The organism is Candidatus Magnetaquicoccus inordinatus (assembly GCF_004217665.1).
Classification (GTDB): Bacteria; Pseudomonadota; Magnetococcia; order Magnetococcales; family Magnetaquicoccaceae; genus Magnetaquicoccus; species Magnetaquicoccus inordinatus.
The window spans coordinates 1-13,993 of the sequence record NZ_RXIU01000083.1; the positions used below are offsets into that span (position 1 = coordinate 1).

A 13,993-nucleotide genomic window follows, 5' to 3' on the forward strand; every position below is an offset into this window, starting at 1 on the left:
TGCACCCACCAGGAGGAGATAATCTCCTCCTGGACCTCCATAATAGTTTTCTGATTTTCAAATGCGATTGCCCTGGTACAGACCTGAGTACAGACCTGAATAGTTACAAAAAATCTTTCAGACGCTCAAATCTTCCACTTCATCTTCTTCCACCTCTTTGCCCTCGGCCAGTAGCCGCAGATATTCGCGATGGCTATGCAGAGCGGAAAGCAGATAGGCCCAACTCATTACGAAGAGTGTCGAGGCCATGTGGATGGTCAAGACCGAGATGAAGATGACCACCCCAACCAAAGTGAGAAAAGGACGCTTACGGTGGTAATAAAAATCTTTCATGCTGCGGAAACGGATGGTGCTGACCATGAGGATTCCCAACATGAAGGTCATCACCAGAGGCAACCAGCGCCATAAACCTACCGCTGCTCCAGGGTCAGAGCGGATACCCAACTCTTGATAAAAGAGAATCAAGGCGGCAACCACTCCGGCTGCTGCTGGAATGGGTAGTCCCTGGAAATAGCGTTTGGAGACCCGTTCGTCTTGAATCACATGTTGCTGGACATTGAAGCGGGCCAGACGCAAGGCGCCACAGACTGCGAAAAGAAAAGCGGCTGCCCAGCCCACACGATGAAAAGGCTCCAGTGCCCACAGATAGATCAAGACCGCCGGAGCAATCCCAAAGGAGAGAAAATCGGCCAAGCTGTCATACTCTTTGCCAAAGGCGGAGGTGGCATTCATGGCCCGCGCTACCCGACCATCCAAACCATCAAACACGCCAGCGGCTAAAATTGCTTGGGCACTGTGTTCATAGTTGCCTCCCAGAGCCGCCATGATGGCATAAAAGCCAAAAAACATGCCTCCGGTGGTGAGCAGGCTGGGAAAGATATAGACGCTTTTGTTTTTGTTGATCAATTCGCTCATGGAGCCTTCTCCAGATGGGCGAGGATGGTCTCTCCGGCACGGGTATGCTCATTGAGAGAGACGGCAATACGGGCCGAGAGGGGCAGATAGACATCCACACGCGAACCAAAGCGGATCAAGCCGAAGCGTCCCCCGCGAGCAACCTCTTGTCCTGGTTGCAGGCGACAGATGATGCGGCGGGCAATCAACCCAGCCACCTGCACAAAGGGGATGACAACCCCAGAAGGGGAGGTCAAAAGAATTTCCATGCGTTCATTTTCCAGAGAGGCTTTGTCGAGAGCGGCATTGAAAAAGCGTCCAGGGTGGTAGGCCAATTTGCTGACTGAGCCGTCGATGGGGCAACGATTGACATGAACATTAAAAACATTCATAAAAATGGAGCATTTGCGTGCTGGTTGCCCGGAAAGAGGCGCGGCGGCTACCTCTTCGATCACGATGACCCGTCCATCGGCAGGAGCGATGACCAACCCTTCATCCATGGGAGGATGGCGTTCGGGATCGCGAAAAAACCAGATACACCAGCCAGTGAGGAGCCATAGCAAAATGGATCCCGGCACAGAGGGGCAAAAGATCTCCCCGGCGATGGCTATGGCGGCAAAGGCGGCAATAAAGGGAACCCCTTCGACAGCAACTGGGCTACGCACAGACAGAAAAACTCCTGAAACGAGAGAAACGGATGAGATGTGTGGGGGGAGTTGGCGGAGGGTGCGTTTGCCCCGCTCCGCCGCTGCACATCACGATTAGTTTTTGCTCTTATCTACCAACTGACCTTTTTTGATCCAGGGCATCATCTCGCGCAAGTTGCGGCCGACATCTTCGATAGGATGCTGTTGGCCACGACGGCGCAGAGCCTGGAAGTGGGCCCGTCCGGCCATATTTTCCAAGATCCACTCGCGGGCAAAAACACCTGTTTGCACCTCATCCAGGATCCGCTTCATCTCTTTTTTGGTCTCTTCGGTGATCACGCGCGGTCCGCGGGTCAAATCACCATATTCGGCAGTATTGGAGATGGAGTAGCGCATGTTGGCGATACCGCCCTCATAGATCAGGTCTACAATCAGTTTGGTTTCATGCAGGCATTCAAAATAGGCCATTTCCGGGGCATATCCTGCCTCCACCAAGGTTTCAAAACCGGCTTGGATCAAAGCGGTAATACCGCCGCAGAGAACCGCCTGTTCACCAAACAGATCGGTTTCGGTCTCTTCCTTGAAGGTGGTTTCGATGATACCAGCACGACCGCCACCGATGGCAGAAGCATAGGCCAGAGCAGTACGTTGGGCTTCGCGGGAATAATCCTGATGGATGGCAATCAGGGTCGGCACCCCACCACCACGGCTGTATTCGGCGCGCACCAAATGGCCGGGACCTTTGGGGGCGGCCAAAAAGACATCACACTCCAAGGGAGGTTCAATCTGACCAAAGTGAATATTAAAACCGTGGGCAAAAGCCAAAGAGCTGCCAGGACGGAGATTGGGGGCAATCGCTTCCCGATAGATGCGTGCTTGATGTTCATCCGGGGCCAGGAGCATGACCAGATCGGCGCTGGCCACCGCTTGCGGCAGGTCGGCTACTGACAGGCCAGCATTTTCTGCCTTTCTGCGGGAGGTAGAATCAGGACGCAGACCAACCACTACATCCATGCCAGACTCTTTAAGGTTGAGGGCATGGGCATGTCCTTGGGAACCATAGCCAATAATCGCGATTTTTTTTGCTTTCAGGTGGGCCAAATCCGCATCACGGTCATAAAATACTTTCATGCAGCGATTCCTTATTAAAAAGTAAAATGGTCAACAAAATCTTTGAGCTTGTGCATTCATCTGTTGCACAGATTTGGCGTGGCGCAAGGAAATCCTATACACCAAGTCTCTCTGTATGCGCTATCTTTCGTCGCGTATTGCGTCGTTTTGCCAGATGGTCTCAGCGCACCGAGCAAGGCATCTGCCACCTGCTGAGCTATTTCCGATTGCCACGAGCAAGGGCAACTTGACCGGTACGAACCACATCGGCAATGCCGTATGGTTCGAGCATGGCCAAACAGGCATGCAATTTGTCGTTATCACCGGTCACTTCAATAATCAAGGAAGTGGGGGTGGCATCGACCACTTGGGCACGAAAAATCGAGACAATCTGCATGATCTCCTCACGCGCGCTTTTATCGTTTGCGCCGCGGTCGGTAGTGACTTTGATCAACATTAATTCGCGGCCCACATGAGGACCATCGCTCAGGTTCACCACCTGGATAACCGGGATCAATTTGTTGAGCTGTTTTAATATTTGCTCAATGATCGGACCATCGCCACCGGTGACCAGAGTGATGCGCGAGCTCTGTTTGTCACCCACTGGGGCGACGCTGAGACTTTCGATGTTGAAACCGCGTGCAGAAAAGAGTCCAGAGACTCTGGAGAGCACACCGGCTTCATTTTCGACCAACACGGAAATGATGTGTTTCATGGTTGTATCCTATAGAAGCTCACCCAGGATCATATCTTGCAGGGCACCACCGGCTGGGACCATGGGATAGACGTTGGACTCACGCTGTACCTGGAAATCCATGAGTACTGTACCGGGATGGGCCAAGCCCTGCCGTAACGTGGGCAGCACATCCTCGGGACGATTGCATTTCAGGCCCAACGCCCCATAGGCTTCGGCTAATTTGACAAAATCGGGAGCGACCGCAATATCGGTTTGTGCATAGCGCCTTTCATAGAAGAGCTCTTGCCACTGCCGTACCATACCCAAAAAACCATTATTAAGGATAATGATTTTAACAGGCAACTGGTATTGCAGACAGGTGCCCAACTCTTGGATATTCATTTGGATGGATCCGTCACCCGTGATCACCACCACTTGTCGCTCCGGAAAGGCCACCTGTGCGCCCATGGCAGCGGGCAGGCCATATCCCATGGTTCCCAGACCGCCGGAGGTCAACCAGTTGCGTGCTTGTTGGAAACCATAAAACTGGGCGGCCCACATTTGATGCTGTCCCACATCGGTGGCAATAATCGCCTGACCGTCAGTAAGCGAACAGAGAGACTCAATCACATATTGTGATTCGATAATCTCTGGACCTTGGTTGTAGCGCAGGCACTCCTTTTTGCGCCACTCTTCGATCATTTGCCACCAGGCTTGGCGATCTATTTGTTTTTGCTCGGTTTGCTCTTCGCGGATGACCGCATTGATCTGCTCCAAAACCAGGCGCACATCACCGACGATGGGCAGATCCACACGCACATTTTTGGAAATGGAGGTGGGATCCACATCAATGTGAATAATCTTGGCATGCGGTGCAAAGGCAGAGATTTTGCCGGTTACCCGATCATCAAAGCGGGCGCCCACAGCCACCAACAGGTCGCAGTTTGAGACCGCCAAGTTGGCTTCATAGGTGCCGTGCATTCCCAGCATGCCTAAAAAGTGCCGATCGTTGGCCGGGAAGGCTCCCAGACCCATCAGCGTATGGGTAATAGGCAGATCCAACGCCAGTGTCAGCCAGCGCAGCTCTTCCCAGGCATTGGCCAGGATGACGCCGCCACCGGTATAGAGCAGGGGACGTTGTGCTGCCTGCAACATCTCTACCGCACGACGCACCTGGCGGGGATGACCCTTCATGGTGGGGCGATAGGAGCGAATGTTTACCTCGCCGTTGGCAGGAGTATATTCTGTTTTGGTGTTGGAGACATCTTTGGGAATATCGACCAGCACTGGCCCCGGACGGCCACTTTTGGCGATATAGAAGGCTTCCCGCAGCACGCGCGCCAAATCACGCACGTCGCGCACCAAATAGTTATGTTTGGTGCAGGAGCGGGTAATACCAACGGTATCCACCTCCTGAAAGGCATCATTGCCGATCAGAGGAACCGGTACTTGGGCCGAAATACAGACCAAGGGAATCGAATCCATATAGGCGGTTGCCAAGCCGGTAACCGCATTGGTGGCGCCGGGACCGGAGGTGACCAATGCCACACCCACCGCACCGGTGGCGCGCGCATAACCGTCAGCGGCATGCAGTGCGCCTTGTTCGTGGCGGGAGAGAATATGGCTCAGTTTGTCTCCTGCCTTGTGAATTTCGTCATAGATGTAAAGTGCTGCACCACCCGGATAGCCGAACACGGTACGTACACCCTGTTCCAGCAGGCACTTTACGACAATTTCTGCACCTGTCAATTGCACCTTGCAACTCCCAACATGGCTGAGTTGATAAACTGTTTATAACACCCGGCGCACGGTTTCCAAGACCCGCTTACGAGTAAAGGGCTTTTCCATCTGTTGGACGGCGCCAAAATCGCGAGCGATACGCAGGCTGAATTGGGCATCTAGGCCGCGTCCACCACCGGACATGGCTATGATTTTGATGTCCGGAAAGGCTTCCTGCAACTCCATAATCAATTCGACGCCATCTTTTTCTGGCATCAACACATCGGTAATGACCAGATCGAAGCTGGTGGAACGATAGCGTTGCACGCCCTGTTTGCCATCGACAGCCTCTTCGATTTGGTGACCCTCCTCTTCGAGGATCTCCCGCAGCAAAGCGCGAATGGAGGTGTCATCATCCACTACCAATATTTTTGCCATACTGTTCTACACCCCTTTTAAGCACGACTGTCTGACCGTATGCTCCGTAAGACCATCAATCAGTGTGTTTGTTCCGAACGAGAGCGACGATAAACCTCAATAGAGGCATCGCGCACCTCGCGGATCATCGCTTCCTTAACCGCTTCCAGCAATTCTACCGGTACTTGCAAAAGGCGGGCAATGCTTTTTATCTCTTCTTTGCCCTGAAAATGGCGTTCTGCCAAGGTTATTTTCAGAAAATCATCCAGAATGACCGCTTTGAATGCTTGGTCTGCGATGGTCAGATCGGCAACAGCCTTTTTCCATGGGTCGCCTTTTTTGATTTTTTTGCGCAAAAATTCGATGGCCCTGCTGTGCACCAGATCCTGATCTTCGCTAAAACCCGGTTGGACAACCTCGAAACGACTGTCATAATCCTCTTTTTCCGGGCGCAAAAGTTGCTCTTGATCTGTAGGTGCTGTTTTGGTTTTGCTCATGAGATCTCCACAGATGGGGCTGGTGTGGGCTGTTCGGGGGCGACTGGCTCTTTTTTATCCAGCAGCAGAACAATTTGGCAAGCCACGAAGATGGATGAATAGGTGCCCAGGACCACACCCACAAACAAAGCCAGGGCAAAATCGTGGATGACCAGACCGCCAAACAGCAACAGGGCGATCAAGACCAAAACCACGGTCAAAGAGACGATAATCGTGCGGGAGAGGGTGTCGTTGATGGCGCGATTGATCACCACACCCATAGGCTGTTTTTTCGAGCGAATGCGCTCTTCACGTACCCGGTCAAAGACCACGATGGTATCATTGATCGAGTAGCCGATGATGGTGAGAACAGCGGCCAAGACGACCAGAGTGAACTCCTTTTGGGTAAAGGAGAAGAGCCCCATGGTGATAATGACATCATGAATCAGGGAGAGGATGGCGCCATAGGCGAAGCGCCACTCAAAACGCCAAGCCACAAAGAGCAAAATAGCCAGCAAAGAGTAGAATACAGCCCATAAACCGCTGACCACCAGTTCAGAGCCCACTTGCGGACCGACAAACTCCACGCGGCGCAACTCCACCTTGCCTTCGCTGGCCACTGGTTTGAGTATTTCGACCATTTTGGCAGCCAAGGCGCTTTGCGCATCACTGCCAGAGCTCTGTTTGCCAACCCGAATCAAGATCTCTTCCGGGCTGCCAAACTCCTGAATGGAGACATCGCCCAGGGAGAGATGGCTTAAAGCGGTGCGTACCTGATCCAGATGCGGTGGTTTGGCAAAGCGCAGTTGCACCAAGGTGCCCCCGGAAAAGTCGATACCCAGATTGAGTCCTTGTACCCAAAGGGAGAGCAGGCTCAACAGGGTCAACAGACCGGAAAAAGAGAAAGCCAAAATCTGCGATCTCGTACAGACAAAGTCGAAGCGGGTTTTGTTATGAATCAGTTCCATGACGACAATCCTCTTGCACCGGTTGGCAAACACCACCTCCTGCAGAGTACAGGAGGTGGTGAAATGCACCCGGTTATACGCTCAGTGTTTTGACATGTCGGCCCTGCAAAATCATATCCAGTACCACGCGCGTTACAAAGACGGCGGTATACATGGAGATGACCAAACCGATGGAGAGGGTGACGGCGAAGCCTCTTACTGGTCCGGTGCCGAACTGGTAGAGCACCAACCCGGTAATCAGGGTGGTGATATGGGAATCCAGAATGGTAGCAAAGGCTCTGGAATAACCATGTTCGATGGCAGCCAGTGGTGTTTTGCCCACGCGCAACTCTTCACGAATACGCTCAAAGATCAGCACATTGGCATCCACAGACATACCCATAAGGAGCACTGCTCCGGCGATGCCGGGCATGGTCAAGGTGGCCTGCATCATGGCCAGGGCAGCCATCAGCATCAGCACATTCAACAGCACGGCCATATTGGCCAACCAGCCGAAGCCTTTATAATAGACACCCATGAAGAGCAGAACCAAGGCGCCACCGATCAAGATGGAGGCCAGGCCCTGATCGATAGAGTCCTGTCCCAGGGTGGGGCCAACAGTACGCTCTTCGACAATTTTAACCGGAGCCGGAAGCGCGCCAGCGCGCAGGATAATGGCCAGATCATGGGCCTCTTCTGTAGTGAAGCTGCCGCTGATTTGTGCCCGTCCCCCCTCGATTTTTTCCCGAATGACCGGTGCAGAATAGACTACATTATCCAATACAATAGCCATACGTTCGTTGACATGCTCGCCGGTGAGTTGGGCAAATTTGCGCTCTCCCTGACGATTGAAGGTAATCGAAACATAGGGTTCGTTATATTGCGTAAAGTTGACCCGGGCATCGGTCAACAGATCCCCGGAGAGGACAGTGCGTTTTTTGAGCAGATAGGAGGGCCGCCCTTTTTGTCCGCTTTCGCGGTTGCCATACAATACCACATCCCCAGGGGGTACACGACCCGAAAGGGCAGCATTCAGATCACCCTTTTCATCAACCATCTTAAATTCCAAGCGGGCGGTACGACCAATCAGGGCTTTGGCGCGTGTGGGATCGGTCAAACCGGGCAATTGCACCAGAATACGATCCTCGCCCTGTTTTTGAATGGTTGGTTCGGTGACGCCAAACTGGTCTACACGCGAGCGAATGGTTTGAATCGACTGATCCAGAGCAAAACGGCGTATCTCTTTCTGCTCTTGGGGTTTGATGGCCAAACGCACCTTTTTGCCGCTGATATCCTCGCTGAACAGCGTGGCAGGCAGCTCTTTTTCGAGAATCTGCCGAAATTTTGGTGAATCGCTGTTATCGGTCAACTGGATGCTTACCGCATCCAGACCATCCCGTTCGACAGTTTGATAACGCAGTTGCTCTTTGCGCAGGATGCCGCGCACTTCATCGACCAGATTCTCTGCGGTCTGTTCAACAGCCTTGTCGGCCTCCACATTCAGCAAGAGATACAGGCCACCTTGCAGATCAAGCCCTTGGGCAATAATCCGATTGGGCAGCCAGGATGGCCACCAGGAAGGGGTGCCGTGGTTGATGCTGGGAAAAATATAAAACAGCGAAATCACCACAGAAAATATGATCAGTGCCGGTTTCCATAGAGGTACTTGTCGCATGGTATCAGCCTTGAGTATCGTCCGTTGCGCTGGGTTTGTTTTCTGGGGCGAAGGTGCCTTTGGCAGCGACCTCGGCAACACTGACCCGGCGGATGCGAATGCGCACCGGACGAAACATCTTGTTGCCAATCTCCACATCACCCACTTCCAAAACCACCACATCATCTTCGACGCGATGGATGCGTCCCATCAGGCCGCCTCCGGTGACTACAGTATCGCCACGTGTCAGATTGGCCACCATCTCTTTGTGTGCTTTGGCCTGTTTTTGTTGAGGCCGAATCAGGAAAAAATAGAAGATGCCAAACAAGGCCAGCATAAAAACAATGTTTCCGATCACCGCCTCCGTATTGGGAGGGGGTGCGGCGTAGGCAGAGCTGATCAGATCAAACATGGTAACTATTCTCCACACAGGACAAGTCAAGACTGTGGCAATGCGTTGCTCTCAAGCGGTGCATGGCCAAACGGTGACGCTAGGATAGTGCACGGCTCTTGTAAAGGATTTTCCGTGTTGCCGGATCGTTTTGCCTATTCAATGGCTCCAGAGAGGCGTTGTTGATGAAAGTTGCTGCGCATGAGAGCAAAGCGATCGGCCTCGATTGCCAAACGCATTTCCGCCATCAGTTGCAAATAGTAATGCAAGTTGTGCAGGGTCATCAAGCGCAGACCGGCAATCTCTTTGTTGCGAAAAAGATGGTGCAGGTAGGCTCGGCAGTAATGCCGACAACAGGGGCAGTGACACTCTGCATCCACAGGAGCCGAATCGCTGCGAAAGCGTGCCTGTTTGATATTCATTGGCCCGAAGCGGGTCAACAATTGACCGTTGCGGGCGTTGCGGGTTGGCAGCACGCAATCAAACATATCCATGCCAGCGGCGACCGCTTCCACAAGATCTTCCGGTTTGCCGACTCCCATCAGATAACGGGGCTGCTGTTCCGGCAGCAAAGCGGGAGCATAGGAGAGCACCTCGGCCATTTTTTCTTTGGGTTCGCCCACCGAAAGACCGCCCAGGGCATAGCCATCAAATCCCAGTGCGATGAGTGCTTCAGCCGATTCCTGGCGCAAATCGGCCTCCATACCCCCCTGCACGATGGCAAAGAGAGCTTGCTGGCGTTGGGGTCGGCGTGCCGCCAAGCTGCGTGCACCCCAGCGCAAGGAGAGTTGCAAGGATTTGCTCAGATAGTCGCGACTGGCAGGATAGGGTGGACACTCATCCAACTGCATCATGATGTCTGAACCCAGATCTTCCTGAATCGCTATGGCCAACTCTGGGCTGAGAAGATGGGTGCTGCCATCCAGGTGCGAGCGAAAGGTTACCCCCTCTTCACGGATGCGCCGCATGGTGCCCAGACTGAACACCTGATAGCCTCCCGAATCGGTCAGGATCGGACCCTGCCAATTCATGAACCGATGCAGGCCACCCAATTCGGCAATCAGGCGATGGCCTGGGCGCAAATAGAGGTGATAGGTGTTGCCGAGGATGATTTGTGCCTGGATCTCTTGCAGGTCGGCAGAGGAGAGGGTTTTGACGCTGGCAGCGGTACCGACCGGCATAAAAATAGGAGTTTCAATTATGCCATGCCGGGTATGCAAGCGCCCACGCCGCGCTCCAGAGGGGTCACGGTGCAACAGTTCAAAAAATGGTTGGGCAGTCATCGTTTGGTTTCTGGAAAGAGGAGCATGGCATCGCCATAGGAGTAGAATCGATAGCCATGGTTGATGGCGTGGGCATAGTCTCGATCCAGGCGTCGTTTGCCGATCAAGGCGGCGACCAGCATCAACAAGGTGGAACGGGGCAGGTGAAAATTGGTAATCAAGGCATCCACGGTGCGGAAGCGATAACCTGGTACAATAAAGAGACCGGTCTCTCCCTGCCAAGGGCGTACCCGACCACTGGGCAGGGCAGCACTTTCCAGAACCCGCAGAGAGGTGGTACCCACAGCAACCACGCGACCCTGTTGGGCATGGGTTTGGTTGATCAGACGTGCGGCGTGTGGGGAGAGGATGGCCTGTTCGCGGTGCATGACATGGCGGTGAATCTCCTCTTCACGCACTGGTTGAAAGGTGCCAGGACCGACATGCAGGGTCACTGTAGTGGTACGGACTCCCTGGGCGCGCAAGCGCGCGAGCAGTGAAGAGGTAAAGTGCAAGCCAGCGGTGGGCGCGGCTACGGCGCCGGGTTGGCGGGCATAGATGGTTTGGTAGCGTTGTTGATCCTGTGCAGCCGAGCTGCCGGTAATATAGGGCGGTAAAGGCAGATGCCCATGGCGTTGCAGGGCCTGCAACACCGTTTCTCCATTGCTCTCTATTTGGACGCGAAAGCCCTCCTGGTTGCGCTCCACAAAGAGAACCGTTAAACCGGGGGCAATGGGGATTTGCAGACCAGGATGAATCCTTTTGCTGCCGGTGGCCATGGCTTGCCATGCGCCTGCGTTGTCCAGAGGATGCAACAACAAGATTTCGATGCGTCCTCCGCTGGGTTTATTGGCCAACAGACGGGCGGGGATGACTCGTGTATCGTTCATCACCAGCAGGTCGCCAGGGCGCAGCCATTCCGGCAAATTCCGAAACACCTGATCGTAGCGTTGTTGTGGCAGACTGACCAACAAACGGGAACGATCCCGGATTGTTGCGGGCTGTTGGGCGATGCGCTCTGCCGGCAGATGATAATCAAAGTGGCTGAGTCGCCAGGCCGTAGAGGGATATTGAGGAAGCGAGGGAGAGGTCAAGGGTATCTCAGCCATCCAGTATACGGAGGATTGGCAACGCGCTCAGGATTGACCCTGATAGATGGTCACGCCGTTACGTCCCCCTTTTTTTACCACATACATTGCTTGATCGGCGGTTTGCAACAGCAACTCTACGGTCTCGCCATGTTCTGGAAAGAGACTTAAACCGATGCTGGCGCCGATTTGACAACGATTTTCGTTGAGAATAAAGGGTTCGCTGAGAGCTTGGACAATTTTATTGCATACGGCCATGGCATGTTGGCTATCACCTACAGCGGGTAAGATAAGGGCAAACTCATCGCCGCCCATGCGTGCCAAGGTGTCTGAATTGCGTAATATTTGTCTGGTGCGCGTGCTGACCGCTTTCAGAAGCAGGTCACCAATATCGTGGCCCAAGGTATCATTGACCGCTTTGAAATGGTCCAGATCCAAAAAGCCTACGGCCATGGCTTGTCGAGTGCGCGCTGTCCGTTTCAGCTCTTGTGTCAACAGTTCATGGAAGAGCAGACGGTTGGGCAGGCCGGTCAGGGCATCATGAGTCGCCATATGCCGAACGCGGTCATCGGCCAAGCCACGATCGATCACACCGGCCAAGGTGTTGGTGATGGTGGTCAAAAATGCCTCTTCTTCCGGATCGTAGTGGTGCAGATGATCGACATAAAGGTTGAGAACGCCAAGCAGTCGCTCTTGCAACATGATGGGCAGGCAATAGTGGCCATGTTCACGAATACCTGCAAAGGTCACATCGTGGCGTCCGTCCAGCGCATCGGCAAAGACCATCTTTTGCGTTTGTGCCGCCTTGCCACACAGACAATAGCCATAAGGAATGCGTTGGCACTCCTGCAACAGGGCGGGGTGGAGATTTTTTTGCGCGATCATTTCCAAATGCTGATCATCGGTGACCAGGAATATGGAGCCTTTATATTGCATGGCCAACCAGGGCACAGTCAGAATGATCTCCAGAGCAACTTCCAGTTTACGGTGTAGCGGCAATGGTTCAATACCGATCTCCAACAGAGCGCTGATGGCGATACGGTTGACATAGGCACGCAGATCCCGTTCTTCGAGTATTTTCAGGTTGGTGATGTCGCGCACAAGCGCCGTACAAAAGGTTTTACCCTGACGTTGCCACTGTGAGATGGTCAGTTCGATGGGAAACTCTTGGCCATCCAGACGCACGGCCATGCCGCGCATGGGTTCATGTGTAAAGGGAACGCTCTCTGCAGTTGTCGGGGTAATCCAGTTTTTTTGCCACTCAGGATCAAGCCAATCGGGGGAGAAGAGTTGGGTGATGGAGCGTTCGAGCAGATCCCGTTCCTGGCAAGAGAACATGGAGGCGCAGACATGGCTGCAAAAATGGATGGTTCCGTTGTCATCAAAGACCAACAGCGCATCCCGCAAGGAGTGGGTCATGGCACGCAAACGCTCCTCGCTCTCTGCCAACTGATGGGAGTGTTGCTGCAGGTTGTTGGTGTGGGTGAGCACGGTGTGCGTCAACTGGCGCAGGGAGTTGGCCAAGGCGCCAATTTCATTGCGGTGCTCCTTATGAATACTCTCCAACAGATGCAACATTCTGTCGGAGAGTTGCTGGTCGGTGATAAACTCTTCTGAAATATCTTTTAATTGGACGATTCGCCGGGTCAATTTGGCCAGCCACCGTCCCAGAGTGGACCAAAACAAAAAGGAAAATATCAGCAGAGCGGAAGTGGCGGTAAAAAATATTTCCGAATTGCTGAACAGGGGAAAACTGTGATGTTGTACCAGTAAACGTACTCTTTGTGGCTGGTCTGTTTCCCAAGCAAGAGAGAATTGATCAATTCTCTCTTCTTGTCGCCAGAGATGTCCATCCACCATTTTGAGTTGTTGCAACTCCTGGGAGGGGAGCGATCCAGAGATCACCTTGCCATGGTATTGCAGAACCAGGTCACTATTAGGCAAGGCATGGAGAGATAGCAGATTTTTTTCCAAGGCGACAAACAAAACCAAACGGCTAGGCTGGTTGCTTAGAAGTTGTACCGGCTGGGCAAACCAGCGTAACAGGCGCTGATTGGCGACATCGTGCCACCAGCCATCCTCTTCCGTCACTGGCAGAGAACCAGGAAAGTCGATCTCTTTGTCCATCAATTTATAGAGTATTTTTCCTTGCTGATCGATCAACAGTGCTACAGGAAACAGTGAGCGATCCAAAAAACTCAGATCCACATTTAATTCTTGTGGGGAGGCATGCAGGGAGGAGGGGTGTGTATGCTCACCTGCCAAGTGGCGTGCGGAGCGGCTGGCTTCGGTCTGCCATTGTCTGTCCAATTGTTGGATTTTTTGGGAAAAATATTGATGCAGGCCCTGAATATGTGTTTTGGCCGATTTATCAACAGCAGCATGTTGCAAAACAATAGCAAAAAATGAAATAACCGTTATTGTTGCAAACAAGACGGTTAAAACTCGGAGTGTAGCCTGTTGCAGCAAACTGGAATTGCGCATGCGTGCCTACCTGCCTGTCCTCTTTTATAGGGGAAAGTGAGCAATCACAACGAAGGATATATCAATTTTTGCAACATTATAATGTATTTCTTGGTGCAGTACAAGCATTCCTTCCTGTTTAATCAGGGCAAGCGCATTTGCCAATTTCCTTACTGTTGCCACAAGCGAAACTGTGCATGTCGGGCGTCCGCCCTCCCAAAGAGTGCCCCTTCGGGGCACAAATCTGTG

The 13,993-nt window shown here is 53.0% G+C and carries 14 protein-coding genes; all 14 read right to left on the reverse strand.

Features of this window, described 5'->3' with window-relative positions; translation table 11 throughout:
- Window positions 1–117 precede the first annotated feature (117 nt).
- Window positions 118–915: a CDP-diacylglycerol--serine O-phosphatidyltransferase gene (gene pssA / locus EJP87_RS07855; protein ID WP_130471313.1), complete on the reverse strand. Its 798-nt coding sequence runs from the start codon at window positions 913–915 to the stop codon at window positions 118–120.
- Window positions 912–1,559, reverse strand: a complete 648-nt coding sequence (locus EJP87_RS07860) for a phosphatidylserine decarboxylase family protein (RefSeq protein WP_227657525.1) — start codon at window positions 1,557–1,559, stop codon at window positions 912–914. The genes pssA and EJP87_RS07860 overlap by 4 nt, the downstream gene beginning before the upstream one ends.
- Window positions 1,560–1,655: 96 nt before the next feature.
- Complete coding sequence (gene ilvC / locus EJP87_RS07865) at window positions 1,656–2,672, reverse strand: ketol-acid reductoisomerase (protein WP_130471315.1); 1,017 nt, start codon at window positions 2,670–2,672, stop codon at window positions 1,656–1,658.
- 196 nt (window positions 2,673–2,868) lie between these two features.
- Window positions 2,869–3,366: an acetolactate synthase small subunit gene (gene ilvN / locus EJP87_RS07870; protein ID WP_130471316.1), complete on the reverse strand. Its 498-nt coding sequence runs from the start codon at window positions 3,364–3,366 to the stop codon at window positions 2,869–2,871.
- Between the two features lie 9 nt (window positions 3,367–3,375).
- Complete coding sequence (gene ilvB / locus EJP87_RS07875) at window positions 3,376–5,082, reverse strand: biosynthetic-type acetolactate synthase large subunit (protein WP_130471317.1); 1,707 nt, start codon at window positions 5,080–5,082, stop codon at window positions 3,376–3,378.
- Between the two features lie 36 nt (window positions 5,083–5,118).
- Window positions 5,119–5,484 (reverse strand): response regulator, encoded by a 366-nt coding sequence (locus EJP87_RS07880; RefSeq protein ID WP_130471318.1) that lies wholly within the window; start codon window positions 5,482–5,484, stop codon window positions 5,119–5,121.
- 59 nt (window positions 5,485–5,543) lie between these two features.
- Window positions 5,544–5,960 carry a hypothetical protein gene (locus EJP87_RS07885; RefSeq protein WP_130471319.1) on the reverse strand — a complete coding sequence of 139 codons (417 nt, stop codon included), beginning with the start codon at window positions 5,958–5,960 and terminating at the stop codon, window positions 5,544–5,546.
- Entirely contained in the window at window positions 5,957–6,907 is a 951-nt protein-coding gene (gene secF, locus EJP87_RS07890) for a protein translocase subunit SecF (RefSeq protein ID WP_130471320.1), read from the reverse strand. The genes EJP87_RS07885 and secF overlap by 4 nt, the downstream gene beginning before the upstream one ends.
- A gap of 73 nt (window positions 6,908–6,980) precedes the next feature.
- Window positions 6,981–8,561, reverse strand: coding sequence for a protein translocase subunit SecD (gene secD, locus EJP87_RS07895; protein WP_130471321.1), 1,581 nt, complete (start codon window positions 8,559–8,561; stop codon window positions 6,981–6,983).
- Window positions 8,562–8,565: 4 nt separating this feature from the next.
- A complete protein-coding gene (gene yajC / locus EJP87_RS07900) occupies window positions 8,566–8,952 on the reverse strand; it encodes a preprotein translocase subunit YajC (RefSeq protein ID WP_227657526.1) in 387 nt (128 codons plus the stop codon).
- A gap of 134 nt (window positions 8,953–9,086) precedes the next feature.
- Window positions 9,087–10,214 carry a tRNA guanosine(34) transglycosylase Tgt gene (gene tgt, locus EJP87_RS07905; RefSeq protein ID WP_130471322.1) on the reverse strand — a complete coding sequence of 376 codons (1,128 nt, stop codon included), beginning with the start codon at window positions 10,212–10,214 and terminating at the stop codon, window positions 9,087–9,089.
- Window positions 10,211–11,302, reverse strand: a complete 1,092-nt coding sequence (queA, locus tag EJP87_RS07910; RefSeq protein ID WP_130471323.1) for a tRNA preQ1(34) S-adenosylmethionine ribosyltransferase-isomerase QueA — start codon at window positions 11,300–11,302, stop codon at window positions 10,211–10,213. Before queA ends, tgt begins: the two co-directional genes overlap by 4 nt.
- Before the next feature lie 27 nt (window positions 11,303–11,329).
- Window positions 11,330–13,765 (reverse strand): diguanylate cyclase domain-containing protein, encoded by a 2,436-nt coding sequence (locus EJP87_RS07915; RefSeq protein WP_130471324.1) that lies wholly within the window; start codon window positions 13,763–13,765, stop codon window positions 11,330–11,332.
- Window positions 13,766–13,789: 24 nt separating this feature from the next.
- A partial coding sequence (locus EJP87_RS18440; RefSeq protein ID WP_227657527.1) for a hypothetical protein occupies window positions 13,790–13,993 on the reverse strand: 204 nt, incomplete at its 5' end.